Source organism: Polaromonas sp. P3_B4, assembly GCF_056402835.1.
Map to the genome: position 1 here is coordinate 56,754 of NZ_JBFUGQ010000003.1, position 26,286 is coordinate 83,039.

The 26,286-nt window shown below is 63.8% G+C and carries 31 protein-coding genes; 15 read left to right on the forward strand and 16 right to left on the reverse strand.

Annotation, left to right across the window (positions count from 1 at the left end):
* Positions 1-20 precede the first annotated feature (20 nt).
* The 4 genes from AC1DVV_RS19960 to AC1DVV_RS19975 all read left to right on the forward strand — a co-directional run bounded on the left by AC1DVV_RS19960 (position 21) and on the right by AC1DVV_RS19975 (position 4,659).
* The gene (locus AC1DVV_RS19960) at positions 21-1,433 is read left to right on the forward strand and encodes an AmpG family muropeptide MFS transporter (RefSeq protein WP_457281717.1); all 1,413 of its coding nucleotides are present in this window, start codon (positions 21-23) and stop codon (positions 1,431-1,433) included.
* A gap of 192 nt (positions 1,434-1,625) precedes the next feature.
* The gene (locus AC1DVV_RS19965) at positions 1,626-2,342 is read left to right on the forward strand and encodes a response regulator (protein WP_457281718.1); all 717 of its coding nucleotides are present in this window, start codon (positions 1,626-1,628) and stop codon (positions 2,340-2,342) included.
* Between the two features lie 158 nt (positions 2,343-2,500).
* Positions 2,501-3,724: an ATP-binding protein gene (locus tag AC1DVV_RS19970; RefSeq protein ID WP_457281719.1), complete on the forward strand. Its 1,224-nt coding sequence runs from the start codon at positions 2,501-2,503 to the stop codon at positions 3,722-3,724.
* A 311-nt stretch (positions 3,725-4,035) separates the two neighbouring features.
* Positions 4,036-4,659, forward strand: a complete 624-nt coding sequence (locus tag AC1DVV_RS19975) for a carboxymuconolactone decarboxylase family protein (RefSeq protein WP_457281720.1) — start codon at positions 4,036-4,038, stop codon at positions 4,657-4,659.
* 5 nt (positions 4,660-4,664) lie between these two features.
* Here the strand turns inward: AC1DVV_RS19975 and waaF are convergent, their stop codons facing one another.
* The 7 genes from waaF to radA form a co-directional block, all read right to left on the reverse strand.
* Complete coding sequence (gene waaF / locus AC1DVV_RS19980; protein WP_457281721.1) at positions 4,665-5,723, reverse strand: lipopolysaccharide heptosyltransferase II; 1,059 nt, start codon at positions 5,721-5,723, stop codon at positions 4,665-4,667.
* A complete protein-coding gene (locus AC1DVV_RS19985; RefSeq protein WP_457281722.1) occupies positions 5,713-6,099 on the reverse strand; it encodes a hypothetical protein in 387 nt (128 codons plus the stop codon). Before AC1DVV_RS19985 ends, waaF begins: the two co-directional genes overlap by 11 nt.
* Positions 6,100-6,120: 21 nt before the next feature.
* On the reverse strand, positions 6,121-6,348 hold the full coding sequence (locus AC1DVV_RS19990; RefSeq protein ID WP_477667557.1) for a zinc-finger domain-containing protein: 228 nt from the start codon (positions 6,346-6,348) through the stop codon (positions 6,121-6,123).
* Positions 6,349-6,370: 22 nt separating this feature from the next.
* Positions 6,371-7,309, reverse strand: a complete 939-nt coding sequence (locus AC1DVV_RS19995) for a branched-chain amino acid transaminase (protein WP_477667558.1) — start codon at positions 7,307-7,309, stop codon at positions 6,371-6,373.
* A 111-nt stretch (positions 7,310-7,420) separates the two neighbouring features.
* Positions 7,421-7,855, reverse strand: a complete 435-nt coding sequence (locus tag AC1DVV_RS20000; protein WP_477667559.1) for a glycerate kinase — start codon at positions 7,853-7,855, stop codon at positions 7,421-7,423.
* A 169-nt stretch (positions 7,856-8,024) separates the two neighbouring features.
* On the reverse strand, positions 8,025-8,813 hold the full coding sequence (locus AC1DVV_RS20005; RefSeq protein ID WP_477667560.1) for a metallophosphoesterase family protein: 789 nt from the start codon (positions 8,811-8,813) through the stop codon (positions 8,025-8,027).
* Between the two features lie 20 nt (positions 8,814-8,833).
* On the reverse strand, positions 8,834-10,213 hold the full coding sequence (gene radA, locus AC1DVV_RS20010) for a DNA repair protein RadA (RefSeq protein ID WP_457281727.1): 1,380 nt from the start codon (positions 10,211-10,213) through the stop codon (positions 8,834-8,836).
* Positions 10,214-10,311: 98 nt separating this feature from the next.
* Between radA and AC1DVV_RS20015 the strand changes: the two genes are divergently transcribed.
* From AC1DVV_RS20015 to AC1DVV_RS20030, 4 genes are all read left to right on the forward strand, one after another.
* The gene (locus AC1DVV_RS20015; RefSeq protein ID WP_457281728.1) at positions 10,312-10,719 is read left to right on the forward strand and encodes a 5-carboxymethyl-2-hydroxymuconate isomerase; all 408 of its coding nucleotides are present in this window, start codon (positions 10,312-10,314) and stop codon (positions 10,717-10,719) included.
* A 92-nt stretch (positions 10,720-10,811) separates the two neighbouring features.
* Positions 10,812-11,798 (forward strand): Bug family tripartite tricarboxylate transporter substrate binding protein, encoded by a 987-nt coding sequence (locus AC1DVV_RS20020; protein WP_457281729.1) that lies wholly within the window; start codon positions 10,812-10,814, stop codon positions 11,796-11,798.
* A gap of 122 nt (positions 11,799-11,920) precedes the next feature.
* Positions 11,921-12,895, forward strand: a complete 975-nt coding sequence (locus AC1DVV_RS20025) for a 2-dehydropantoate 2-reductase (protein ID WP_457281730.1) — start codon at positions 11,921-11,923, stop codon at positions 12,893-12,895.
* A gap of 46 nt (positions 12,896-12,941) precedes the next feature.
* Positions 12,942-13,835 (forward strand): NAD(P)-dependent oxidoreductase, encoded by an 894-nt coding sequence (locus AC1DVV_RS20030; RefSeq protein WP_457281731.1) that lies wholly within the window; start codon positions 12,942-12,944, stop codon positions 13,833-13,835.
* Between the two features lie 18 nt (positions 13,836-13,853).
* Here the strand turns inward: AC1DVV_RS20030 and AC1DVV_RS20035 are convergent, their stop codons facing one another.
* The 3 genes from AC1DVV_RS20035 to alr are packed head-to-tail and all read right to left on the reverse strand — an operon-like array spanning position 13,854 to position 15,967.
* Entirely contained in the window at positions 13,854-14,321 is a 468-nt protein-coding gene (locus AC1DVV_RS20035; RefSeq protein ID WP_477667562.1) for an N-acetyltransferase family protein, read from the reverse strand.
* A 50-nt stretch (positions 14,322-14,371) separates the two neighbouring features.
* Positions 14,372-14,833, reverse strand: coding sequence for an RDD family protein (locus AC1DVV_RS20040; RefSeq protein ID WP_457281733.1), 462 nt, complete (start codon positions 14,831-14,833; stop codon positions 14,372-14,374).
* Between the two features lie 39 nt (positions 14,834-14,872).
* The gene (gene alr / locus AC1DVV_RS20045) at positions 14,873-15,967 is read right to left on the reverse strand and encodes an alanine racemase (RefSeq protein WP_457281734.1); all 1,095 of its coding nucleotides are present in this window, start codon (positions 15,965-15,967) and stop codon (positions 14,873-14,875) included.
* A 189-nt stretch (positions 15,968-16,156) separates the two neighbouring features.
* On the opposite strand from alr, the gene lplT reads away from it, so the two are divergent.
* The 3 genes from lplT to AC1DVV_RS20060 are packed head-to-tail and all read left to right on the forward strand — an operon-like array spanning position 16,157 to position 18,914.
* A complete protein-coding gene (gene lplT / locus AC1DVV_RS20050) occupies positions 16,157-17,437 on the forward strand; it encodes a lysophospholipid transporter LplT (RefSeq protein WP_457281735.1) in 1,281 nt (426 codons plus the stop codon).
* A 14-nt stretch (positions 17,438-17,451) separates the two neighbouring features.
* The gene (locus AC1DVV_RS20055) at positions 17,452-18,372 is read left to right on the forward strand and encodes a DMT family transporter (protein WP_477667563.1); all 921 of its coding nucleotides are present in this window, start codon (positions 17,452-17,454) and stop codon (positions 18,370-18,372) included.
* A gap of 47 nt (positions 18,373-18,419) precedes the next feature.
* Positions 18,420-18,914 carry a glutathione peroxidase gene (locus tag AC1DVV_RS20060; protein WP_457281737.1) on the forward strand — a complete coding sequence of 165 codons (495 nt, stop codon included), beginning with the start codon at positions 18,420-18,422 and terminating at the stop codon, positions 18,912-18,914.
* A gap of 17 nt (positions 18,915-18,931) precedes the next feature.
* Here AC1DVV_RS20060 and AC1DVV_RS20065 read toward each other — a convergent pair whose 3' ends face one another.
* Positions 18,932-19,624 (reverse strand): helix-turn-helix transcriptional regulator, encoded by a 693-nt coding sequence (locus AC1DVV_RS20065; protein WP_457281738.1) that lies wholly within the window; start codon positions 19,622-19,624, stop codon positions 18,932-18,934.
* Positions 19,625-19,679: 55 nt separating this feature from the next.
* Here AC1DVV_RS20065 and AC1DVV_RS20070 point away from each other — a divergent pair, with 55 nt between their 5' ends.
* From AC1DVV_RS20070 to AC1DVV_RS20085, 4 genes are all read left to right on the forward strand, one after another.
* A complete protein-coding gene (locus AC1DVV_RS20070; RefSeq protein ID WP_477667564.1) occupies positions 19,680-20,156 on the forward strand; it encodes a hypothetical protein in 477 nt (158 codons plus the stop codon).
* Between the two features lie 10 nt (positions 20,157-20,166).
* Entirely contained in the window at positions 20,167-20,859 is a 693-nt protein-coding gene (locus AC1DVV_RS20075) for a penicillin-insensitive murein endopeptidase (RefSeq protein WP_477667565.1), read from the forward strand.
* A gap of 80 nt (positions 20,860-20,939) precedes the next feature.
* Positions 20,940-21,524, forward strand: coding sequence for a helix-turn-helix domain-containing protein (locus tag AC1DVV_RS20080; RefSeq protein WP_477667566.1), 585 nt, complete (start codon positions 20,940-20,942; stop codon positions 21,522-21,524).
* A 5-nt stretch (positions 21,525-21,529) separates the two neighbouring features.
* Positions 21,530-22,063, forward strand: coding sequence for a GNAT family N-acetyltransferase (locus tag AC1DVV_RS20085; protein ID WP_457281742.1), 534 nt, complete (start codon positions 21,530-21,532; stop codon positions 22,061-22,063).
* Here the strand turns inward: AC1DVV_RS20085 and AC1DVV_RS20090 are convergent, their stop codons facing one another.
* From AC1DVV_RS20090 to glcE, 5 genes are all read right to left on the reverse strand, one after another.
* On the reverse strand, positions 22,064-22,570 hold the full coding sequence (locus AC1DVV_RS20090; RefSeq protein WP_457281743.1) for an EVE domain-containing protein: 507 nt from the start codon (positions 22,568-22,570) through the stop codon (positions 22,064-22,066). It abuts the gene before it with no gap.
* Positions 22,571-22,575: 5 nt separating this feature from the next.
* Positions 22,576-22,950: a VOC family protein gene (locus AC1DVV_RS20095; protein WP_477667567.1), complete on the reverse strand. Its 375-nt coding sequence runs from the start codon at positions 22,948-22,950 to the stop codon at positions 22,576-22,578.
* A 195-nt stretch (positions 22,951-23,145) separates the two neighbouring features.
* Positions 23,146-24,372: a glycolate oxidase subunit GlcF gene (gene glcF, locus AC1DVV_RS20100; RefSeq protein WP_477667568.1), complete on the reverse strand. Its 1,227-nt coding sequence runs from the start codon at positions 24,370-24,372 to the stop codon at positions 23,146-23,148.
* Positions 24,373-24,376: 4 nt separating this feature from the next.
* Complete coding sequence (locus tag AC1DVV_RS20105; RefSeq protein ID WP_457281746.1) at positions 24,377-25,153, reverse strand: YoaK family protein; 777 nt, start codon at positions 25,151-25,153, stop codon at positions 24,377-24,379.
* Between the two features lie 3 nt (positions 25,154-25,156).
* Positions 25,157-26,278, reverse strand: coding sequence for a glycolate oxidase subunit GlcE (gene glcE / locus AC1DVV_RS20110; protein WP_477667569.1), 1,122 nt, complete (start codon positions 26,276-26,278; stop codon positions 25,157-25,159).
* Positions 26,279-26,286: the final 8 nt, after the last annotated feature.

A 26,286-nucleotide genomic window follows, 5' to 3' on the forward strand; every position in this document is an offset into this window, starting at 1 on the left:
AATAATAGTCACAAATCAAAATGCCCATGTCAGACAAAACCCCCTCCTCCGAACTGCCATCATCCGCCCCTGTCGCTGCGCACAGCGCGGCATCTACAGCCCCCACTGTTAAAGCCGCACCCAAACCCGCCTGGCGCGATGTCTGGCGCGTGTATGCCGAAGCCGCCACGCTGCGCATGCTGTTTTTGGGTTTTTCCGCCGGCCTGCCCCTGCTTCTGGTGTTTGGCACGCTGAGCTTCTGGCTGCGCGAAGCCGGCATAGACCGCACCACCATCGGCTACCTGAGCTGGGTCGGGCTGGCTTACGGCTTCAAGTGGGTGTGGGCGCCGCTGGTGGACCGCATGCCCATTCCGCTGCTCACGCGTCTGCTTGGGCGCCGGCGCAGCTGGCTGCTGCTGTCGCAGCTGGTCATCGTGGCGGCGCTTGTCGGCATGGCACTGACGGACCCCAAGCTGGCACTGCAACCCGTCGTGTGGTGTGCACTGGCCGTGGCATTCGGGTCGGCTACACAAGACATCGCGCTGGACGCCTACCGCATCGAGTCGGCCGACATCCAGCGCCAGGCCGCACTGGCTGCCGCCTACCAAACGGGTTACCGCATCGCGATGATCTGGGCCGGCGCCGGGGCGTTGTGGATTGCAGCGCGTGCCGAAGTCGCAGGCGACGCCGTCACTTACCAGCACGGCGCATGGCAAGTGGCCTACCTGGTCATGGCGGCGTCCATGCTGCTGGGCATGGCGACGGTGCTGCTGTCGCCTGAACCAGCGCCGCGCCCGCTGGCGCCGTCGCGCAACGCTGCAGAGTGGCTTAAAACCGCGCTGGTCGACCCGTTCGCCGATTTCCTGCGCCGCTACGGCAAGCAGGCGCTGCTGATCCTGGCCCTGATCGCGGTCTACCGCATCAGCGACGTTGTCATGGGCATCATGGCCAACCCGTTCTATGTCGACATGGGCTACACCAAAGACGAAGTAGCTGCAGTGACCAAAATTTACGGCGTGGTGATGACACTGGTCGGTGCCTTCGTGGGCGGCGCGCTGGCCATGCGCTTCGGCGTCATGCGCGTGCTGATGCTGGGCGCCGTGCTGAGTGCCGCCAGCAACCTGCTGTTTGCCTGGCTGGGCACGCGGGGCCACGACGTCAACGCGCTGATCTTCGTGATCTCGGCCGACAACCTCTCCAGCGGCATTGCTTCAGCCGCTTTCATCGCCTACCTGTCGAGCCTCACCAACATCAATTATTCGGCCACCCAATACGCGCTTTTCAGCTCCATGATGCTGTTGCTGCCGAAGTTTCTGGCCGGCTATTCGGGCAAGTATGTGGACTCTTTCGGGTACAGCAACTTCTTCACCGCAACGGCCCTGCTGGGCCTGCCGGTGCTACTTCTGGTGGGTTTTGCCTCAAGACTTAAAACGCCGCAAACCCAGAAGGAATAAGCGCAAGCAGCTATTAATTCAATAGCAATTCCGCACCATGGCGGACGTGCCGTGCACGGAGTATGCTGGAGGCTCGCTGCCCCGGTTTACCGTAACTTTACGGTGGCTTCAAGCGGGATTGTTGCGCCCGGCGCACCATGAATTTCATTGTGATCCCACCCCAAGGGGAACACCTGCACACGAGGACCAGCCATGACCCAACAGCTTTTGATGATTGAAGACGATACCCGCCTGGCCAATATGGTGGGCGAATACCTGCGCCAGTCGGGCTACGGTTTTACCCACGCAGCCGACGGCGCGGCAGGTCTGGCAGCACTGGAAGCCGCAACGCCCGACCTGGTCATCCTGGACCTGATGCTGCCCGACATGGATGGACTGGAAGTGTGCCGGCGCATCAAGGGCCAGGGCAGCGAAAACGCCAATACCGCCGTGCTGATGCTGACGGCCAAGGGCGACCCGATGGACCGTATCGTCGGCCTGGAAATTGGCGCTGACGACTACCTGCCCAAACCTTTCGAGCCGCGCGAGTTGCTGGCGCGCATCCGGGCCGTGCTGCGCCGCGGCGGCGAAACGGGTGCGGCAGCCTCCAGCGGCGGCCACAAGGTCATGCGCTTCGGTTCGCTGGAGATCGACCGCGATGCACGCACCGTATCGGTGTCCGGCAACCCCTGCGAGCTGACGTCTTACCAGTTCGACCTGCTGGTGGCGCTGGCCGAACGTGCCGGCCGCGTGCTAAGCCGCGACCAGATCATGGAAGCCGTACGCGGCCGCGAACTCGAGGCCTTTGACCGCTCCATCGACGTGCACATGGGCCGCATCCGCAGCGCCATCGAGGCCGACGCAAAAGACCCGAAACGCATTCTGACGGTGCGGGGCGTCGGCTACGTTTTTGCCAAACAGCAGGACTAAGGAGGGAAATGGCTATGGAGCTCCTAGAAATGCAATTGTCGGGATGCAGGGCGAGGCGCCCGGAGCGCAGGACACCGGAATGCACTTGGGTACATGAGGATTCCGAGCACCGCGCAACGATGCCATCCGCCCGAAAATTGGACTTATAGGAGCTCCATATGTGGGGACGTTTTACCTCGCACCTGTATGTGCGAATCTGGCTGGCTGTTGTCGCTACAGTGCTGGTCCTCACTTTTCTGGTGGGCGCGGCGTGGCGCCTGAGCGCCGACCCGCCGCAGCTGCCGATACGCGAAGTGCTGGTGCACAACGACAAGGGCGAAGTCATCGGCACAGCGCAAACCAAGCCCGACCGCAAACCCGGTGACGGCCTGGAATTTGACGTGCTGACCAAAGACGGCCAGACCCTGAACCTGGTGTTGCCGCGGCCCAAACGCCCACCCGGCAACAACCCGTGGAACCGCCCTCCGTTTGGTTTTGGCTGGATGCTGGTCGTGGTCGGCCTGGCCGTGGCGCTGGGCGCCTACCCCGTGATGCGAAGGCTGACGCTGCGGCTGGAAGCCCTGCAGCGCGGCGTAGAGCGCTGGGGCGCCGGTGATTTGTCGGCCCGCGTTAACGCAGACGGCAAGGACGAGGTGGCCTTCCTGGCCAGGCGCTTCAACCACGCGGCCGAGCGCATCGAAACCCTGATGGAGTCGCACAAATCGCTGCTGGCCAACGCGTCACACGAATTGCGCTCACCACTGGCGCGTATCCGCATGGGGCTGGAACTCATGGGCACCGACGCCGCATCACCGCAGCGCAAGGAAATTTCCCGCAGCATCTCCGAACTCGACCAGCTGATCGACGAGATATTGCTGGCCAGCCGCCTCGACGCCAAGCAGGCCGACGCGGAGCCTTTTGAAACCCTGGACCTCACGGGCCTGGCGGCCGAAGAATGCTCGCGCGTCAATGCGGAGTTGAGCGCAGAGCTGAGCCAGGATTCCAGCGGCGCCGGCCTTGGCATTGATGCCGATAGCCACAGCCTGACAGTACAGGGCTCTCCACGCCTCTTGCGCCGGCTGATTCGCAACCTGCTGGAAAACGCGCGGCGCTATAGCACCGGCGAGATTAACCTCGAGCTGGCACAGGCCCGGGCCGGCGCAAAACAGCGAGCCGTGATCAAGGTGCATGACCGCGGCCCGGGCGTGCCCGCCGAGCAGCGGGAGCGCATTTTCGAACCTTTTTACCGGTTGCCCGGCGCCAGTGAACGCGAAGGCGGCGTGGGGCTCGGCCTGGCCCTGGTGAAGTCGATCAGCCAGCGCCATGGCGGCAGCGTTCGTTGCGAAGCCCGGCCTGGCGGCGGCGCGACTTTTGTTGTTGAATTGCCGGTCGCCCACCCATAAACGTGAAATAAATCACGAAGTACGGCCTCCAGCAACACTAAACCGCGCGGTCTCCTCTATTTGGAGAATGGTCAGACAGCGTGTAATCGCCGACATTTCTTCCCGTTGCTGTCACAACAATGGATAGGGGAAAAGGGGAACTAAAAGGGACTAAAAACCAAAACGTCGGTGAAACATTTCAATGATTCCCAACGACATCTTCCTCACGGAAGAAGTTTGCAAAAGCCACCTCGCGGTGGCTTTTTTTTGCCTGAAGACATGGCGGCGCGCCCTTTGATACGCTCAGGGATTCAGCCACCCACAGGAACCCCATGAGCCTTGCCACCACACCCCCAGCTCCCGCCGTCCCCCAGGGCTTCTTCCAGCTTGCCGAAGACCGGATGCCGCTGATGCCGCGGGAGGCCATGTCACCCGCGCAGCAGGCCGCTGCAGACACACTGATCGCCGGCCCGCGCAAGGCCGTGTTTGGCCCGTTCATTCCCCTGCTGCGCAGCCCGCAGCTCATGGGCCGCATCGGCGACGTGGGGGCTTACCTGCGCTTTGAAAGCGCGCTGGACGCGCGCATCCGCGAACTCGTTACCTGCGTGGCGGCCCGCCATACCGCCAACCAGTTTGAATGGCTGATGCATGCGCCGCTGGCGGTGGCTGCGGGCGTGAGCCAGGCCACTGTGGACGCGATCGCCGAAGGCAGGCAGCCGCGCGAACTGGCCGCCGATGAGGCCGTCGCGCTGGACCTCACGTTCGAAGTGCTGCGCCAGCACGGCTGCTGCGACGCCACCTACGCCGCGGCAGTGAAAACTTTCGGCGAACAGGGTGTGGTCGAGCTGGTCAGCCTCGCCGGCTATTTTGTGATGGTGTGCTGGGTGATGAACGTGGCGCGTACGCCGACCCAGGGCAAACCGGGTTTTTCGCCGCTGGCGGCCTTCCCCGCCTGACCGGCCTAATTTCCCACCCGGGGAACCGGTGGCAGCGCCGCCAGCACCCGCTCGGCGCCCATATCGTTCAGGCAGCGCGTATGGCCCAGCGGGCATTCGCGCTCGAAGCAGGGTGCGCAGTCCAGCGGCGGCTGGTAGGCGGCATCAGCTTTGAGCCACAGCACGGTGGCCTTGTCGCTTAGCGGCGGCGTATGCAGGGGGCTGGACGAGCCGAAAATCGCCACTTGCGGCACACCGAAGGCCGCAGCCACGTGCATCAGTCCCGAGTCATTGCTGATCGTGCTCTGGCTTGCGGCGATCAGGCACAGCGCCTGCACCAATGAGGTCTTGCCCGCGAAGTTCAGGCATTTGCCGGGCTGCGCCGCGTTCACGGGCGCGGCGATTTCTTCGCAGAGCGCCGCCTCCTTGCCGGAGCCCAGCAACACTACCGGCAAAGCCAGCCGCGCGGCGAGTTCTGAAAAGTGACGGGCGGGCCAGCGCTTGGCAGGACCGTATTCGGCGCCGGGCGCAAACACGTAATAGCCGCCGCGTTGCAGGCCCAGTTCAGCCAGCGCCTGCTCAATTTCAGCGGGTGCCATCTGCAGTTGCGGCCGGTCTTTGTCGAGGTCCGCCCCACCGCTCAACGCTGAATAAAACGCCACCATGGGCGGCTTGTTCTTCGGATTCTTGAGCCGGTGCGTGAGCAGGCCCACTCGCGCTTCACCGAAATAACCGATGCGTTCCGGGATGCTGGCCAGAAAAGGCAGCAGTGCGCTTTTCAGCGAATTGGGCAGGACATAAGCTTTGTCGAAACGTCCCTCGATGCGCCTGGCAAGCGCGCGACGTTCGCGGAACTGCAAGCCGCCGTGTGCAAAGGGAAATTCAATGACATCGGCCACCTGCGGCATCGCCCGGTAAACCGGCGCCACCCAGGACAAGGCACCTACCGTGAGGCGTTCGCCGCGCGCATGCAAGCGGCGCATGAGCGGCTCGGTCATGACGGCGTCACCAATCCACTGAGGTGCGATCACGAGCGAGTGAATTGCACCCTGTGAGCCAGATCTGTCGTCGGATTTATGGCTCATTGCGAAGGATGGCAACATCAAAATCTTTGCGAGCGCACGGGATGGCCTGCTTGCGATACTTGGCGACAAATTCTCTCGCCTCGTCCAATGTCTTTGGATAACGGACAGTTTCGTTGCCTTCCCGAACGGGCTGAAAAAGAAATCCGTTGATTACCAGGAATCTTACTTTTTCCCACTGCCGGGTATCGCGGGATTTAGGTGCCGAGAATTTGCGGCTCAAAACGACGAGCTGGCCGCCACATTCTGGGCATAAGCGGGCGGTCACACTCCGCGGTTTTTTGAATGTCTTTCGGCAGTCCAGGCAGGCGTGCGGAAAGAGAACACCTTGAACGTGTTTCTCTTTTACAAAATAGCTGTGATGTTTGAAGCTGCCCATCAGAATGAAAGGCGACCGCGATTAGTGATGTCCGCCGAAGTGCTCGCCGGCTTTCAGCGCGTAAACCGTGCCGCAATACGGGCACTTGGCCTGGCCGGTTCGGGCCACGTCCAGGTAAACCTTCGGGTGGCTATTCCAGATTTTCATGTCGGCCTTGGGGCTGGGGCAGTAGACGCCGCCCTGGGCGTTCAGGTCCGAAGCCAGCAGTTCGACAGAGGAGGAGGCGTGGGTCGTTGTGGGGGTGCTCATCGCGGGACTTTCAGTAAGCGCTTCAGACTTTGGCCAACCAGTGGGCGTATTTCGGATTGCGGCCGTTGACGATGTCAAAGAACGCGCTCTGGATTTTTTCGGTGATGGGGCCGCGCGAGCCGGCGCCGATTTCAATGCGGTCGAGTTCGCGAATCGGCGTGACTTCGGCGGCCGTGCCGGTGAAGAAGGCCTCGTCGGAGATATACACCTCGTCGCGCGTGATGCGTTTTTGCACGAGCTCCAGGCCCAGGTCCTTGCAGATGTGCAGGATGGTGTTGCGTGTGATGCCGTTGAGCGCGCCTGCAGACAGGTCGGGCGTGTAGACCACGCCGCCCTTGATCACAAAAATGTTTTCACCCGCGCCTTCGCTGACAAAACCTGAGGCGTCGAGCAGCAGCGCTTCGTCGTAGCCGTCATCCAGCGCTTCCATGTTGGCGAGGATGGAGTTGGTGTAGTTGCTCACCGCCTTGGCCTGCGTCATGGTGATGTTGACATGGTGGCGGGTGTAGCTGGAGGTCTTCACACGGATGCCGCGCTTCATGCCTTCTTCGCCAAGGTAGGCGCCCCAGGCCCAGGCCGCGACCATCAGGTGAATCTGGTTGCCCTTGGGGCTGACGCCGAGTTTTTGCGAGCCGATCCAGGTCAGCGGGCGGATGTAGCAGGACTCCAGCTTGTTCTCGCGCACGACGGCTTTCGTGGCTTCGTTGACTTCGGCCTGGGTAAAGGGAATCTTCATACGCAAGATCTTGGCGCTGTTGAAGAGGCGCTCGGTGTGCTCTTCGAGCCGGAAAATCGCCGTGCCACCCTGGGCGTTGTAGGCCCGCACGCCTTCAAACGCGCCGCAGCCGTAATGCAGGGTGTGGCTCAGCACGTGGATCTTGGCGTCGCGCCAGTCGACCATCTGGCCGTCCATCCAGATTTTGCCGTCGCGGTCTGCCATGGAAGGAATAACTGGGGACATGGTGCTGATCCTGTGGTGAATGTCGTGGAATGGTTGTGCTGTATCGGCGCGCCGCCGGCAGCAGCAGCCGGGAATGCGGTGCCAGGCCGGGCAAAACCCGAAAGTCTGATTTTACGGTGCGGGCGGCGCTGTGCCCCCGGCCTCAGGCGAATCCGCGGGCACGGGGCGGAAGAGTTCATGGTGCGACAGTTTGCCGCCCACAAAGGTGCAGGTGACATGCGACTCGGAACCGTCTGTCCAGCGGAAGATTTCGGGCTGTTCGTCCTTGGCCGACTGCAGCAGGCCCAGCGCCCGCGTCATCGCTACCACATGTAGCAATGTCATGCCGGGCCGGAGCTTGGCGTTGAGCATGACCGCGCTGTCGACATAACCGATGGGCCGGTTGGCTGCACGCTTCAAAACCTGCATCATGCGGGTGAAATGCAGCAGCACCCACATCACGAGGGCGCTGGCAGCGGCGGCTACACCGGCCCAGCCGTAAAAGCGGTACGCCAGCAAGACCCCGGCGATGCCGGCCACGGGAACAATGATTTTCTGGAAGTTCATGGCCGTATTTTCGCAGCCACCGGGGACGCCAACGCTGCGGGGAGTGCGTAGCGGCATGAAAAAACCGCCGAAAGCGGCCTCCAGACAGCGTGGAGAGCTCTTTTTAAGCCAAAAGCGGCTGCTACCCAATCAGATATTGCGCCAGCAGCTATGTTTTTAATAGCGCTTGTTAACTGCCGCGTTGTGCCCAACCGGTCGCCAGCGCATACGCCCAGTCAGGACGGCCTCGGCTAAATGCCGCTTTGGATGCCGCCATGTGGTCATAGGGCACTGCGCGGAGGTCCGCCCGCCAGCCCTGGGCGGTTTTTTCCACGAGCGCGTAGCGCGCGTGCGGCGCACCGTTTTCCACCACATGCGGGTGAGGATGGTCGTCGTCATAGGCCTGCAGGCCGACGCTGCCGGGATTGACGACAAGCAGGTTGCCACACTGGACCATGCGCGGCACATGGGTGTGACCGCAAAGGACCAGCGAATGCGTCTGGGGGCTCTCGTCGCCAAGCCGCAGGAAAACTTCTTCGGCAGTGGCAGGCCGGATACCCGTCGGATGCGCGTCAGGAAAACCGGACACCGTGGTTTCCATCCAGTAGATCAAATCGCTGCCGGGCGTTCCGTGGCACAGCAGCACGTCACCGCCCGCCAGCTCCAGGCGCGCGGGCAGCGACCTGATCCACGCCACCTGCGCCGACGTCAGCTGGCCCGCGGTATAGCCGTCGGTGCCGAGTGGGTCGAGATGCTGGCCCTGGTCCAGCAATTCCAGCACCTGCCGCTCGTGGTTGCCGCGAATGGTGGTGAAGTTGCGGGCCATCAGCAGGTCGGCCGTTTCCGCGGGTTGCAACGGGCCGCTCAGGATGTCGCCCAGGTTCACGGTCTGGTCAACACCCTGCCCGGCAATGTCCGCCAGCACGGCCTCAAGCGCCAGCAGGTTACCGTGAATGTCGGAGATGACGGCGAGTTTCATGGCCCTGATTGTGCAATGCCTCAGCTCAGGCTGCGCACCACTTCCATGGCCTCTTCCACGCGCTCGACGGCGTGGATGGTGAGGCCTTCAATCGGTTTCTTGGGCGCATTGGCCTTGGGCACCACGGCAACGCTAAAGCCCAGCTTGGCCGCTTCCTTCAGGCGCTCCTGGCCGCGCGGGGCCGGGCGCACTTCTCCGGCCAGCCCGACCTCACCAAAGGCAATGAAACCCTTGGGCAACGGTTTACCGCGCAAACTGGAGGTGATGGCCAGCATCACGGCCAGGTCGGCCGCCGGCTCGCTGATGCGCACGCCGCCCACGGCGTTGACGAACACGTCCTGGTCCATGCAGGCAACACCGGCATGGCGATGCAGCACCGCCAGCAGCATGGCCAGGCGGTCGCGGTCCAGACCCACCGAAAGGCGCCGCGGGCTGGGCCCGCCGTTGTCGACCAGCGCCTGGATTTCAACCAGCATGGGGCGCGTGCCTTCCAGTGTGACCAGCACGCAGCTGCCGGGCACGGGCTCGCTGTGCTGGCTCAAAAAGATCGCGCTCGGATTGGCCACACCCTTGAGGCCTTTTTCCGTCATGGCGAACACACCGATCTCGTTGACCGCACCGAAACGGTTCTTGATGGCGCGCACGAGGCGAAAGCTTGAATGCGTGTCGCCTTCAAAGTACAGCACGGTGTCCACCATGTGCTCGAGCACACGCGGGCCGGCGAGTGCGCCCTCTTTGGTCACATGGCCAACCAGCACGATGCACACGCCGCTGGACTTGGCGGCACGCGTCAGGTGCGCCGCGCATTCACGCACCTGCGCCACCGAACCCGGCGCCGACGTGAGCTGGTCGGAATACACCGTCTGGATGGAGTCGATCACGGCAATGGCCGGCTGCGTGGCCTCCAGCGTGGCGAGGATTTTTTCTAGCTGGATTTCCGCCAGCACCTTGACCTGCGAGCCGTCCAGCCCCAGCCGGCGTGAACGCAGCGCGACCTGCGCGCCGCTTTCCTCGCCGGTCACGTAAAGTGTGTTGAGCCCGGCGCGTTGCAGCGAATCCAGCGCCTGCAGCAGCAAGGTGGACTTGCCGATGCCAGGGTCGCCGCCAATCAGCACCACGCCGCCCTCGACGATGCCGCCGCCCAGCACGCGGTCCAGCTCTTCGTGCCCGGTGGGCGTGCGCTCCATGTCGGTGGCTTCGATGTCGGCCAGGGCGGTCACGTCGGAGGCCTTGGCCAGTGACTGGAACTGGCTGCTGTAGCGGTTCTTGACCGGCGCACTGTTTTCCGCGGCCGACTCGATCAGCGTGTTCCAGGCGTTGCAGTGCGGGCATTTGCCCAGCCATTTGGGGCTGGTGCCACCGCATTCGGTGCAGGTGTAAATCGTTTTGTCTTTGGCCATGCACGATATTACTGTATAAATAACCAGCCTTTGCGTTTTGGTAATGATGGCGGGTCCTGTTCATCCGCGCAACCTGCCAACCCCCACCAACCTCCGCCATGCCTCACCTGAACATTCAATACACCGCCAACCTGGATAACCTCACCGACATGAACGCCATGTGCCACACGCTGGCCGCCACACTGGTGGCCCTGCGCGGCGAAGACGGCGTGGCGCCGCTTTTCCCGGTGGCCGGTACGCGGGTCATGGCCTGGCCGGCGCCGCACTTTGCGGTGGCGGACGGCCAGCCCGACCGCGCCTTTATCTACCTGAACCTCCTGATCACCCCCGGCCGCAGCGAAGCCATGAAAAAGCGGGCCGGCGACGCCCTGCTGGCCAGCGCCAGCGCACACCTGGATGGGGTGTTCGCGCAGCACGCCGTGGGCATGACATTGCAAATCGACGAAGGCGCCCCCGTGTATGAAGGCAAGCGCAACAACCTCGCCGCGCATCTGGATACCGCCTGATCCTGCACAAAATCGCATCTTGCACAACAATGGCTTTTTCGCGCCCGCCAGCGGCGCCACAGCAGCCCCCACCCATTCCACGAGGTCACACCATGAACATTTCGCGCCGCCAGCTCATCCAGTCATCCAGCGCTGCAGCACTGCTCACAAGCATCGGCCAGCGCGCCTGGGCCCAGGCCATTGACAGCACCAAAGTCATCGTCGGCTTTGCGCCCGGCGGCACCGCCGACATCGTGTCGCGGCGCGTCGCCGACAAGCTGCACCCCGGTTATGCCAAAAGCGCCGTGGTGGAGAACAAGACCGGCGCGGGCGGGCAAATCGCCGTGCAGTTCGTCAAATCTGCCGCGCCCGACGGCGCCACCGTTTTGCTGACGCCCATGTCCATGCTGGGCATCTACCCGCACACCTACAAGAAGCTACCGTACGACCCGGTAGCCGACCTGACCCCGGTATCTGCCGGCGCGATCTTCGACTACGGCTTCGCCGTCGGCCCCATGGTGCCGGCCAGCGTCAAAAACGTGCCGGATTTTCTTGCCTGGTGCAAGGCCAACCCAGGCCAGGCCAACTTCGGCTCACCGGCCGCCGGCTCATCGCCGCACTTCATCGGCGCGCTGCTGGGCCGTGCCGGCAACGTGGACTTGCGCCACGTGGCTTTTCGCGGCACCCAGCCCGCCGTGCTGGACATGGTGGGCGGCCAGATTGCCGCCGTGTCGGGGCCGACCGGCGAGTTCACCCAGCATGTCGCGTCGGGCAAGTGCCGCCTGCTGTCGACCAGCGGCCCCAAACGCAGCCGCTTTACCCCCAACACGCCGACGCTGCTGGAGCAAGGCTTCAAGGACATGGCGTTCACCGAATGGTTCGGCTTCTTCCTGCCCGCCAAAGCGCCGCAGGATGTGGTGCAGCGGCTGAATGCCGGCATCCGCTCCGCGCTGGCCTCGCAGGACGTGATCGACGGCCTCGCGGTGTCGTACCTGGAAGCGGCCCCGACCTCGCCCGCACAGCTGGCCGCCATGCTCAAGGCCGATACCGAGTTGTGGGGCCCGCTGGTCAAGGCGGTGGGTTTCACACCAGAGGGTTGAGCCCCCACGCTTTTCACTTCGCCTTCGGCTGCGTGTAATGCGCTGCCCCCCGAGGGGGGCGCTGCGCCTGCGGCCCCTGCTGGCCTTTCGCTTTTGGGATTAGGAAATGGAGACATGAAACGATGAAGGTATGTATTTATGGCGCTGGCGCCATTGGCGGCTGGATAGGCCACGGGCTCGCTCACGCAGGTTGCCGCGTCAGCGTGGTGGCGCGCGGCGCCACGCTCGATGCCCTGCAGCTGCACGGTCTGCGGCTGAACCAGGGCGGCAAGATCACGTCGCAAGCTGTGTCCTCCAGCGCCGCGCCGGCCGACCTCGGCGTGCAGGACCTGGTGGTGCTGGCCGTCAAAGCGCCTTCTCTGCCCGAGGTGGTGCGCCGGATCGCGCCGCTGATTGGCCCGGAAACGATGGTCCTGACCGCCATGAATGGCGTGCCCTGGTGGTTCTTGCAAGGCTTCGGCGGGACGCTTGAAGGCACCCAGTTGACTTCAGTGGACCCCGGCGGCGAACTGGCGCAGGCCATTCCGGCAAAGCACATCGTCGGCTGCGTGGTGCATGCCAGCTGCTCGCTGGATGAGCCCGGACAGGTGCACCACCACTTCGGCAACAAGCTCATCATCGGCGAGCCCTCCGGCGAGAAAACCGCCCGGGTGCAGCAGCTTGCGGCCCTGCTTGAAAAAGCCGGCTTTGAAGCGCCGGTGTCGGAGCAGATCCAGAAAGACATCTGGTTCAAGCTCTGGGGCAACATGACCGCCAACCCAATCAGCGCGCTGACCGGTGCAACCATGGACCTTGTTCTTGACGACGAACTGGTGACCGGTTTTACCCACAGCGTGATGCTTGAGGCCAAGGAAATCGGCGCGCGCATCGGCATCCCGATCAACCAGACCCCTGCGGAGCGCCATGTCGTCACGCGCAAGCTGGGTGCCTTCAAGACATCCATGCTGCAGGATGTGGAAGCCGGCAAACCGGTCGAGCTGGACGCACTGGTGACGGCCGTGCGCGAACTGGGGCAACTGACGGCGGTGCCCACACCCTATACCGACGCTTTGCTCGGGCTGGCCCGGTTGCAGGCGCGCGTCAAGGGTCTTTATTGACCCAAAGATTTTCCGGATTTTTCTCAACCACTTTTCAGGAGACAGCATGAAACACATCGGCGTTATCGGCGCATCGGGCCTCATGGGACACGGTATTGCACGCAACCTGCAGGCCAAGGGATTCAACGTCAGCCTGACCGTGCACCGCAATACGGAACGCGTGGCCGACCTGCTGGCCGCCGGCGCGAAGCAGGCCGCAAGCCCCGCCGAGCTGGGCGCGTGCGACGCGGTGATCATTTGCGTGACGGGATCGCCGCAGGTCGAGGAGACCCTGCTCGGGGCCCATGGCGTACTGTCAAAGGCGCGCGCAGGGTTGATCGTGATCGATACCTCCACCAGCGAACCCGAATCCACACGCCGCCTGGCCGCCCTCTGCGCCGAACGTGGCGCGACGCTGGTAGACGCACCGCTGGCGCGCACACCAGTCGAAGCCGAGCTCGGCAAGCTCAACACCATGGTGGGCGCCGAGCAGGCCGTGTTCGACAAAATTCAACCGGTGCTGGCGGCCTATTGCGAAAACATTTTTCACGTGGGCGGCCCCAGTGCCGGCCACATCATCAAGCTGCTCAACAACTTCATCGGCCAGGCGATTTGCACGGCTACCGCCGAGGCCTTTGCCGTGGGCGCGCTGGCGGGTATTCAGCCGCAAAAGCTGGTGGAAGTGATTTCGGCCGGCGCGGTGAACTCGGGCCTCTTCCAGGCCATGGCCAAGACACTGAACGGTGACTTCAACGGCCTGAAGTTTGAGCTGGACAACGCCCGCAAGGACCTGCGCTACTACACCCACCTGGCCGAGATGGTGAATGTTCCTTCTCTCGTGGGCGAGGCCGTGCACCAAAGCCTGGCCACCGCCAGCGCGCTGGGCCAGGGCAAGAAATTTGTCACCGCCCTTGTGACGGCGCAGGAAAAACTCACAGGCGCCAAAATCACGCCGCAGTGAGCCGCGGTTCGACGGCGCCTAAAGCGCCTTGGCGTATACGACAAAGCCGGAGTTTTCCGCCACCTGGTCATACAGCCTCATGGCCGTGGTGTTGGTTTTGTGGGTTTGCCAATAAACGCGGGTAGAACCGGCGGCTTGGGCCTTCTCGTACACGGCTTCAATCAGCGCCTTGCCAACGCCTTGGCCGCGCACGGCTTCGGCGGTGAACAGATCCTGCAAATAACAGACCGGCGCAATGCGGGTAGTGCTGCGGTGATACAGGTAATGCGTGAGGCCCACAAGTTCGCCGTCAGACTCCGCCACCAGGGCGTGGACAGGCTCATACGCATCAAAAAAGCGCGACCAGGTCATGGCGGTGATGTCGTCAGCCAGCGCCGTCTCACCGGATCGGCCGTAGAACTTGTTGTAGCCCAGCCAAAGGGGCAACCAGGCCTCGAAATCCTGCGGCGCTATGGGACGAACGGTGATGGATGAAGCCACTGGCATGGACACCTCTTGATGATGGCAGGCAGGGTTGATGCCGGAGAGAGCGGGTATCAGTCGTTGAACGCGACAGGCTGGGTAGTGCCGGCCTTGTTGCGCACGACAACCGTGCCGGCGAGCTTGTCGTGCCAGCCCTGCTTGCGGGCGTCGAAAGCCACCCAGAAAAAACCCAGGCAAAAGGGAATGGTGGACAGCACGTAACCGATGTAGCGGATGACGAACTGGCCTGGCGTGGCCTTGAGGCCGGTCCTGGCGTCCACGATGCGGGCAGCAATCGCCATTTTCCCGGGTGTCGCCTGCCGAACGATCCAGAAGCCCACGACCACTACAGCCGGAATAACCCATGAGATCAGGAAATCCGCCGGTCCCTGAACCAGCTTTGTGCTGTTCCAGTAAGCGGTGCCGTAAATGACCGTCAGTAGCGGGAAGATCAGCACACAGAACAATACGGTATCAATCAGCGATGCCCAGACGCGTATCCAGAAGCCGGCATATTCAAGTTCTGATGTTTCCATGGTTCTTTTTTCCTGAACAAGTTTGCAGTCACAGCGGATTCAGTCCGCCACCGCCGGCACACGCTGTGCCACCGCGCACATGAGCTCATAACCGACGGTGCCGCCGGCGTGCGCCACTTCGTCGATCGGCAGCACCGCGCCGCTGGAGGCGCGGCCCCACAGCGTCACCTCGGTGCCGATGCCCGCGCCGGGCACGGGAGTGAGGTCCACCGTGATCATGTCCATGCTGACGCGCCCCACCATGCGGGTGCGCACGCCATTCACCAGCATCGGCGTACCTGTGCTGCAGTGGCGCGGGTAGCCGTCTGCGTAACCGCAGGCCACCACGCCGATGCGCAGCGGGCCGTCGGCCGTGAAACAGGAGCCGTAACCCACGGTATCGCCGGCTTTGAGCTCCTGGATGCCGATGATTTTCGATGACAGCGTGATGGTGGGCTGCAAATCCCAGTCGGCCGCGCTGTGCTCAGGGAAGTCGGGCGCGCTGCCGTAAACCAGGATACCGGGCCGCACCCAGTCGGAGCGCCCGGCCAGCACATCGCCGTGCCGCAAGGTGGCGGCGCTGTTGCTGAGAGTGCGTTCACCCGGCAGGTCGTGCGTGACGGCGTCAAAGGCCTTCAGCGCCGCGGCGATGCCTTTAGGGCCGTCCGCATCGGAAAAATGCGTCATCAGCGTGATCTCTTCGACCTGGGGCAATGCATTCAGGCGCGTCCACGCCGCACGGTAGCGTTCGGGCGCGAAACCCAGCCGATTCATGCCCGAATTCATCTTGAGGAAGACACGGTGCGGCAGCTGCGTCTTGTGGGCAGCCAGCATGTCGATCTGCTCGTTGCAGTGAATGGCATGCCACAAGCCCAGGCGGGAGCACAACTCGAGATCCCGCGCCTCGAAGCAGCCTTCCAGCAACAGGATGGGGCCGCGCCAGTCCAGCGCGCGCAGGCGCTGCGCTTCAGCCAGGTCCAGCAGCGCAAATCCGTCGGCACTGCGCAGCGCATCAAAAACACGTTCGATGCCGTGACCATAGGCATTGGCCTTGACGACGGCCCAGACCCGCGCATCGGGCGCGGCAGCGCGCGCGCGGGCAAGGTTGTGGGCAAGCCCGGCGGTGTGAATGGTGGCAAGAATGGGACGTGGCATGGCGCAGTAAATTGTTTTCCGGGAGCGTGGCAGGCTGGCGGGCCCGTCGGGACGAAAGGCCTCTGGATGAGGTCTTTTGCATTCTGACACCGCCCCCCATGCTATAAACCGGAATCGTCTGGAGACATTCACCCATATCTTGCCGCATCAGATCCGCTGATGCATTGATGCAGTGACCACAACAGTTTAATGAAGCGCGGTTTCTACACCATCATGGCGGCCCAGTTTTTCAGCTCGCTGGCTGATAACGCGCTGTTTGTGGCCGCCGTGGAGCTGCTGAAAACCAGCGGCGCGCCCAAATGGCAGCCGGCGGCGCTGGTGCCCATGTTTGCGCTCTTTTACGTGGTGTTGGCGCCTTTTGTAGGCGCTTTTGCCGATGCGCGCCCCAAGGGCAACGTCATGTTCGTCAGCAACGCCATCAAGGTGATCGGCTGCCTGATGATGCTGTTTGGCTCCCACCCGCTGCTGGCCTATGCCATCGTCGGACTCGGGGCGGCGGCTTATTCGCCCGCCAAATACGGCATCCTCACCGAACTCCTGCCGGCTTCGCAGCTGGTCAAGGCCAACGGCTGGATTGAAGGCTTGACGATTTCGTCCATCATCCTGGGTGTTTTGCTGGGCGGCCAGCTGGTGGGTCATTCGGTGTCGTCGCTATTGCTTTCGTTTGACTTTCCCATTTTTACTACCGGCATCGACACCGCCCCTGAAGCCGCGATTGCCGTGCTGATCCTGCTCTACATCATCGCGGCCTGGTTCAACACCCGTATCCCCGACACCGGCGTGGAGATGCGGCCCATGCCGCGCAACAAGCTTGAGCTGCTGCCCGATTTCTGGAACTGCAACTCAGCCTTGTGGCGCGACAAGCTTGGGCAGATTTCCCTGGCCACCACCACCCTGTTTTGGGGGGTGTCGGGTAATTTGCGCTACATCGTGCTGGCCTGGAGCGCGGCCGCCCTGGGCTACAGCACGACACAAGCCTCTTCCCTGGTCGGCGTGGTCGCCATCGGCACCGCCGTCGGTGCCGTACTGGCCTCCATGCGCATGCGGCTGGACCAGGCCACCAGCGTGATGCCGCTGGGTATTGCCATGGGCCTTCTGGTCATCTTGATGAACTTCATCGGCAATGTCTGGGTGGCCGCGCCTTTCCTGATCCTGCTGGGTGGCCTGGGCGGCTTCCTGGTCGTGCCCATGAACGCGCTGCTGCAGCACCGCGGCCACAACCTGATGGGCGCGGGCCGCTCGATCGCCGTGCAGAACTTCAACGAACAGGCCTGCATCCTGAGCCTGGGGGCTTTCTACAGCCTCTCTACCGGCTTGGGCCTGTCGGCCTTTGGTGCCATTACCGCCTTTGGTGTGGTGGTGGCCGGCTTCATGTGGGTGATCCAGCGGTGGCACAAAAACAACTGCATCAAGCACAAAGAGCAGGTCGACCACCTGCTGAACATCGCCCGCAGCGATAACTCGCACTAGGAACTGTTAACACTGTGCAGTCTGATGCGACACACGGTGCCGCTGCGAAGGGCACCTCCAAAGCCGTTCTCGCCCTCACACTGAACGCCCTCGTCTGGGGCGTGTCCTGGTGGCCGCTGCGCGAGCTGCAGGGCCATGGCCTGCACCCGCTGTGGACCACGGCGCTCGTCTATGCAGTGGTGGTTACCGGCCTGCTCACCCTGCGCCCCGCCGCCTGGCGCGGCTTTGTGGCCCACCCGCAGCTGTGGTTCCTGGCGGCGGCTTCGGGCCTGACCAACGTCGGCTTCAACTGGGCCGTGACCGTGGGCGATGTGGTGCGCGTGGTGCTGCTGTTTTACCTGATGCCCGCGTGGTCGGTGCTGGTGGCCTGGGTCATGCTAGGTGAAAAGCCCTCGGCCGCCTCGCTGCTGCGCCTCTTGCTGGCCATGACGGGCGTGCTGATCGTGCTCAAATCGCCCGACTCGCCCTGGCCCGTACCCCAAGGTGGCGCCGACTGGCTGGCCATCATGGGCGGCTTCAGTTTTGCAGTGACCAACGCCGTGCTGCGCAAATACAACCACACCCCCAGCGAATCGCGCATGCTGGCCATGTTTGGCGGCAGCGGCCTGATGGCGGCGGCAGCGGCGCTGATGGGTATGTCGCAGGCCCTGGTGCCCGCACCGGCGCTGGCGCTGGCCGGCGTCCCGGTGGTGCTGGGGCTGGCGCTGGCCTTCATGGCCAGCAACGCCGGCCTGCAGTACGGCGCGGCGCGGCTGGCGGCAGGCACCACCGCCATCGTGATGTTGACCGAGATCCTCTTTGCGAGCCTCTCGTCGGCTGCGATGGGCGCTGCCGAACTGACTCCTCGCGTGCTGCTGGGTGGCAGCCTGATCGTGCTGGCTGCTGTACTGGCGGCGACAGCACCGTCGTCTTCGAATGACGCAAAATCGCACTAAGGAACAAGCCTCACGCTTTCCGATAGCGATTCACAAGGAGACACACCATGGGCGCAGAAAAAACGGTTTACGACTTCCAGGCCAAAGACATCACGGGCAAGGATGTTGCACTGGGCGCCTTCAAAGGCAAAGTCATGCTGATCGTCAACACGGCCAGCAAATGCGGTTTTACTCCGCAGTTCGCGGGTCTGGAAGAGCTGTACAAACAATATGCAGGCAAAGGCCTGGCGGTGCTGGGCTTTCCCAGTAACCAGTTTCTCTCCCAAGACCCCGGCAGCGACGACCAGATCGCCGAGTTCTGCCAGGTCAACTACGGCGTGAGTTTCCCCATGATGTCCAAGATCGACGTCAATGGCCCCGCCGCCCACCCGCTGTACCAGTGGCTGTCGGCCGAGGCGCCCGGCCTGATGGGCATCAAGTCCATCAAATGGAACTTCACCAAGTTCCTGGTCGGCAAGGACGGCAAAGTCATACGGCGTTATGCGCCCAGCGACAAGCCGGCAGACCTGGCCAAGGACATCGAGGCTGCGCTAGCGGCCTGAGCCGCCAGCGCCCCACATCAAGGGGGTTTGGGGCCGGCTTTGACAGCGCGCAAATAATCCGCCAGCGTACGGCCGGCCTCATGGCCCATGCGCTCGTCCAGCACGTCGATCGCGGCCATGCGGTCCACGCGAAAGTTGCGGAAGTCCTGCCGCGCTTCGCACCAGGCGCCCAGCGTCCAAACGCTGCCCCAGTAAAAACAGCCCAGCGGCCAGAGCACGCGCCGGCTTTCACGCCCGGCCGCATCGAGGTAGCGCAGGCCCACCTTGCAGTGCGCATGAATCGCCTCACGCAAAAGCTGCAGGCGGCGCTGCGTGGCCTCATCGGGATTGATCACCACCGCATACAGCGGCACGCCTTCGGCCGCCGTGCGCGCCGCGGGCGGCAGCACCGAAAAAATCTTGCCCCAGGCGGCCTCCGCATCACCCGCCATGGCCGGGTCCAGCCAGGCCTGCGCCAGGCGCACCGACGCGGCCAGCGCATTGGCTTCCTTTTGCGTGAACATCAGCGGCGGCAAATCAAAACCCGCGCCCAGCCGGTAACCCACTCCGGCCTCGCCCTCGATCGGCACACCCTGGTGCTGCAGGTCCGCCACGTCGCGGTAAATCGTGCGCTCGGAAACCTCGAGCCGCTTGGCGAGGAATTCCGCGGTGCTCAGGCGGCGGCCGCGAATCAGCTGGACGAGATGGAAAAGGCGATCGGCGCGGCGCATGGTTTGCAGATGATAGGGGAGCGCCCACCCGGCTATAGTGCAAACCGTGATCACCATGCCACTGCTTCTTCTAATTCTCGCTTGCGTCGCAATCGTGGCGACCCTGGTGATAGCGCCCATCGCATGGTTCCGCATGGTGCGAGCCCAGACGCAGTCGGTCTATTGGAAGAACATGGCGCTCTTTGTGGCGCCTATGCTGTTGACCTTCCTCCTGGCCAAGGCTTCCGGTCTCATACCGGAAGCCTCAGCACCGCCATCCGCGATCCCGACGGCTGAGGATGTCCTGGCAAGCATGCCACCCGGTCAACTGATCCTGCTCTCGCTCATAGCGGTGCTCTGGGTCGGCGGCGGAAATTTACTGCTCTATCTGAACCGCAGGCGGCTCGGGAAGAAATGGTGGCAGGCCCTGAACCCATTCGATCCTCCGTTCAAGGATTTCAACACCGCTGAGTGGCTGGCGCTGGGAGGCCTTGTGGCCGGCTCACTTACTCTTGGAGCGCTTGCTGTTTCGTATGGTCGCGGGGCCTGGTAACCGATCTTCCATGCATAAGCTCACTTGCCTGATCGCCGCAATGCTGGCGACCCTGTCCGTCCGAGCCCTTGCCGCCGACAGCCAATGCTTCGGCACGGTCAGCAAGGGCCGCATCGAAGGCAGCGTCAAGCTGCCGACCAGCGGCCCCAACTTCTCGGTGTACAGCGCGATGGCCGCCACGGCAGGCCGCACGCATGTGCATGCCAAGGTCGCGGACGTCATCACCGCGTCCTACGCGGCGCTCCACGCCACCAGCCCATCGGCCACCTATGTCTATGGCGAAACGGGCTGGCCTTCCGGCGGGCGTTTCCGGCCGCACCGTACGCATCAGAACGGCCTGTCCGTGGACTTCTTTGTGCCGGTCCGCGACGCGCAGGGAAAGTCCGTGCCGCTACCAAGCAGCATCGGCAACCGCTTCGGCTATGACCTTGAGTTCAATGCCGACGCCCGGTACGGCGAGTACGTCATCGACTTCCCCGCGACCGCCGAGCACCTGTACCAGTTGCACCTGGCCTCGAAGGCGCACGGCGTCGGCATTGCCCTGGTCATCTTTGACGCACCGTTTTTGCCCCGGCTGTTCGCCACGCCGCGCGGCCTCTACCTGAAGCAGAACCTGAACTTCATGAAAGGCAAACCCTGGGTTCGCCACGACGAGCATTACCACGTGGACTTCGCCATTCCGTGCAAATCCGGCGCGGGCTAGCAAAACGGCAGCTGGCGCAGAGCGGCAAGCGTCATAGGCACTGGACATGACCTCCAATATGATGGAAAATAAATTCCATCATGACAGAAGTCCCCTCCGGCCTGAACCAGCGCATCGCCGAGCGCGTACGCGAGCTGCGCGCCGCCAAAAGCCTGTCGCTTGACGCGCTGGCAGCCAAAAGCGGTGTGAGCCGCTCCATGATTTCGCTGATAGAGCGCGGCGAAAGCAGCCCTACCGCCGTGGTGCTGGAGCGTCTGGCCACCGGTCTGGGCGTGATGCTGGCCTCACTGTTCGATGCGCCCGCCGCCCAGGCGCCCGCCAGCCCGGTGGCGCGCCACGCTGAGCAACTGCAGTGGCAGGACCCGGCTTCGGGCTACCTGCGGCGCAACATCTCGCCGCCCGGCGTGCCGCAGCCCATGCAGATCGTCGAAGTGCATTTCCCGCCGGGCGGGCGCGTGGCGTTTGAAACCGGCGTACGCGATGCGCGTGTGCACCAGCAGGTATGGGTGCTCGAAGGTGCCATCGACATCACCATAGGCGACGAGCGCCACGCGCTGCGCGAGGGCGACTGCCTGGCCATGCAGCTGGACCGGCCCACCATGTTCCACAATCCCACGCGAAAGCCCGCGCGCTATGCGGTGGTGATCGCCACCGAAGCGGCTTGAACACCATGATGAACACTACACCCTGGTCGCTGCGGCGCCTGCCTGCCGTCAATGACGAACAGATTGCCGGACTGGTCGATGTGCTGATCGACTGCGTCGAAGGCGATGCCTCGGTGAGTTTTATGCACCCGCTGTCGCGCGAACGTGCCGCGGGCTTCTGGCGCGATGTAGCGCAAGGCGTTGCCGCGGGCGAACGTGCGCTGCTGGTCGCCGAGGATGCACAGGGTATCTGCGGCACGGTGCAGCTGGTGCTGGCCCAGCCCGAGAACCAGCCGCACCGCGCCGACCTGGCCAAGATGCTGGTGCACCGCCGCTGCCGGCGCCAGGGCCTCGGCGAGGCCTTGATGCGCGCCGCCGAAAGCATGGCGCGCGACTGCGGCAAGACCTTGCTGGTGCTGGACACCGTGACCGGCGATAACGGCGAGCGCCTGTACCAACGCCTGGGCTGGCAGCGCGTGGGCGTGATTCCCGGCTATGCGCTGTTGCCGCGCGGCGGCCTGGTGGGCACCACGGTGTTCTATCGCGAGCTGACCTGGTAACTACAGGTCCGGGAACAGTGCCATGGGGCGCATAGGCGCAGCTGCTGTACCAGCCGCCTCAAAGTCCAGCGCCGCGAGGTCCGCGCGCATGGCCCGCGCGACCAGCCGCATGTCGTGGTCGCTGACCTCGAACAGGCCGAAGCGAAACTTGTAGCCCCAGTGCTGGCGGCTTTCCACAAACTCGAACTCGTCCAGCCAGGGCAATATGGACACCTCCCGCGCGGCCGCATAGGTCACGTCGCGGCGGAAGGGTACAAAGCCGCCGCCCATGTCGAAGGCATACGGCTCGCCGGCCCGCACCACGCCGATGGAAACAAAGCGCTGGAATTTGTCTTTGCCGCCCATGGTCAGTGCGGGCGAGTAATAAGCCACGCGATCCCCAGCCAGCACCCGTTTAAGCGGAGCGCATTTGCCATGGCACACCTGCATGTAGCCGTTGTGCGGATCCGCGCAGCCGCGCCGCGCATGTTCGGCACCGGCGACGGCTATCCAGTTCTTGCGGCCCATCACGCTCAAGCCGCGGCGTGCAGGCCGACGCGGTTGCCGTCCAGGTCGGTGATGTGCGCAAAAAACCCCAGACCGGGCGGCAGCGCCTGGCGCGGCAAGGCGACCTTGCCGCCGGCCTTGACGGCGCGCGCCAGTGCGGCATCCAGCGAAGGCGAAGCATCGAGGTAAATCAAGGTGCCGCCGGACGCCGGAGCAGGCGCTGTAGGGCCGGTCAGGATCGCGCCACCCACGCCCTCCTCCGCCTCATAGGGAAACACCGCGCCTTCGGACGGGCCCATGGGCTCGCGGCGCATCTTGCACTCGAGCACGGCTTCGTAAAAGGCCTGGGCTTTGTCGAGTTGGGTGCTGGGGATTTCAAACCAGGTGATGGCGTTTTTCATGGGAGGCTCCTTGTGTTGAAGAAGCCTTGATGGTGCCGAGGGGCTACTGACAACGTGGTGTCAGGAGGGTGTTGGCCCCCACGCTTTTCACTTCGCCTTCGGCTGCGTGTAATGCGCTGCCCCCCGAGGGGGCGCTGCGCCTGCGGCCCGGCTAAGCCGGTTCCGCGGCCCCGGCTGGCTGGTGTTCGCTCCCCTTCAGGACTTCAGCGCAGCGTCGAGCACTTCGACCCAGTGCCGCACCGGCGTTGCCGTGCCGCTTTGCAGGTGCGTAATACAGCCGATATTGGCTGAGATGATGGTTTCGGGTGCAGTGGCTTGCAGGTTGCCGAGCTTGCGATCGCGCAGTTGATACGCGATGTCGGGCTGCAGCACGGAGTAGGTGCCAGCCGAACCGCAGCACAGGTGCGACTCACCGGCCGCCAGCTTGACGTTAAAGCCGAGTGCGCCCATTAGCGTCTCGACACCGCCGCGCAGCTGCTGGCCGTGCTGCAGCGTGCAGGGCGGATGAAACGCCAGCGTGCCGGCTTGCGCCCTGACCTTGCCCTGCAGCTCACCGACCAGCTCCGGCATGAGCTCGCTGAGGTCGCGTGTCAGCCCGCTGATGCGTGCGGCTTTGGCCGCGTAGGCGGGATCGTCCCTGAGGAGGTGGCCGTATTCCTTGACGGTGACGCCGCAGCCCGAGGCGTTCATGACGATGGCCTCTACCCCTGTGCCTTCCACATGCGGCCACCAGGCGTCGATGTTGCGCCGCATTTCTTCCTTGCCGCCCTCCTGGTCGTTCAGGTGGAATTTGACGGCGCCGCAGCATCCGGCTTTTTGCGCCACCACCGTTTGTATGCCGGCCGCGTCGAGCACGCGCGCCGTGGCGGCATTGATGTTGGGCATCATGGCGGGCTGCACGCAGCCTTCGAGCATGAGCATCTTGCGGGCGTGCTGGCGCGCGGGCCATGGGCCGGCGGCCTGCCTGGCCGGCACCTTGTTTTTGAGCGATGCGGGCAAGAGGCCGCGGACGGCTTGCCCGGCCTTCATGGCGGGCGCAAAAAGCGGCGACGGAAGGCCTTCCTTGAGAGCCCAGCGCACGACACGCTCACCGGCCGGGCGCGGCACGCGCTCGTCAACCAGCTTGCGGCCGATATCCACGAGGTGGCCGTATTCCACCCCGCTGGGGCAGGTGCTTTCGCAGTTGCGGCAGGTGAGGCACCGGTCCAGGTGCAGCTGGGTCTTGCGCGTGGGCGCTTCACCCTCCAGCACTTGCTTGATGAGGTAGATGCGTCCACGCGGGCCGTCAAGCTCGTCGCCCAGCAATTGGTAGGTGGGGCAGGTGGCCGTGCAAAAACCGCAATGCACACATTTGCGCAAGATGGCTTCAGCCTCCAGGCCGTCAGCGGTGTTTTTGAATTCAGGGGCGAGGTGGGTTTGCATGGTGTCAGGACCCTTCTTTCAGGGCCAGAGCGAGGGCCTTGCGCCGGGCAGCGCGCCGGAAATCCGCATACAGCGGCGGCAAGGACAAGGTCAACAGCATGAGGGCCAGGGGCACGACCCAGATGAAACCGACGTATTTGAAGCCGGCCGCACCGACCAGGCCGCCGGCAATGAACATGGCCAGCAAGGTGCCGAAGAGCCGCACCTTGATACGGTTGGCGCGCACACGGGACTCCATGGAGCTGGCGGTACGGTTCCAGTAAAACATCTTGCCGAGCTCGATGCCGAGGTCAGTGATGACACCGGTCATATGCGTGGTGCGGATCTGGGAGGACGAGATTTTGCTGACCAGTGCGTTTTGCAGGCCCATGGTGAAGGCCAGCACCAGCACGGTCAGGGGCACGGCGAACGGCGTCTGCCGGTTCAGCGTTGCGCCAAGCAGGCCGAAGACCAGCAAAAGAACTGACTCGAGCAACAGCGGCAGGGCGAACTCACTGCGAAGGTGCCGGTGGCGCGCCCAATTGACCAGCACGGCCGTCACGGCCGCACCCAGGGTGAAGGCCAGCAAGGCGCCCACCGCACCGAGCACCAGCGTCAGGTTCCCGAGGATGAGGTTGTCGGCCACGATGGAGACAAACCCCGTCATGTGCGAGGTGTACATGCTGACCAGCAGGAAGCCCCCCGCGTTGACAGCTCCGGCATTGAACGCAAGCACGCCGCCGAGCAGGCGGTTGATGGTGGGCGTGCGGTGCTGCCCGGTGAGATGGCGCAGGCGACGCATGAACTACCAGCCCGCCGCCATGCGGCCGCGGTTAAGGATTCCGGCGGGATCGAACTCGCGCTTGAGGTCCCGGTGGATCCGGTCCAGCGGCGGCTTTGACGCATCAAATCGGGCTGTAGCTCCCGCTGGCATTGCGCTGACAGCTATAAAAAGAGTAGCATGCCCGCCGGCCTGAGCAGCGGCCGCGCGCAGTGCCTCTGCCTGCCCGGCGCCTGCCCGTACCCATCGCTGGGCGCCATGCCATTCCACCAGCGGCGAGTCGGGCAAATCCGGAACATGGGCCGTTTGCGGCAAGGACAGCCGCCACAAGTCCTGGTCGGCCTGGCGTGCCCGGAACCACGGGTGCTGCTGGTTGCGACAGTCCTGCCAATAGCCGGCAGCTTCGGCGCTGCCTTGTTTCTCGCCGCCCAGCACCTTGCAGGCGGCTTCGACGGCGGCGACAGCGCCGCGCAATCGCAGATAGAGCGTACCGATGTCGGCTTCTTCCGACCAGCAGCTCGCGTTGAGCGGTAAGGGCCGGCCGCCCCAGGCGTTCAGCCAGTCAAGCGCCTGCGCCTGGCTGCATTCAAAACGCAGGGTGGCCTCGGCAGGCGCCACCGGCAGCACCTTGAGGCTCACTTCAGTGAGCACGCCCAAGGTACCCAGGGCACCCGCCATGAGCCGTGAGACGTCATAACCCGCCACATTTTTCATGACCTGCCCGCCAAACGTGAGCAGTTCGCCACGCCCGTTGATGAGCTTGAGGCCCAGCATGTAATCACGCACCGCGCCCACGCTGGCGCGTGCCGGCCCGCTCAGGCCGCTGGCGACCATGCCGCCCACGGTGGCTTTTGCCCCAGAATCGTCAAAACGCGGCGGCTCGAAGGGCAGGCACTGGCCCTGGGCCGCCAGCAAGGTTTCGAGTTCAGCCAGCGGCGTGCCGGCGCGCGCAGTCACGACCAGTTCACTGGGTTCGTAGCTGATCACACCCGCGTATGGCGTCATGTCGAGGATGTCACCTTCCAGGGATTGGCCGTAGAAGTCCTTGGTGCCGCCACCCCGAATACGCAGCGGCGTACCGGCGGCAGCGGCAGTGCGTATTCGCCCGCGCAGGGACTCCATCACATCATCGGTATCTGAAGGCATGGCTGGGA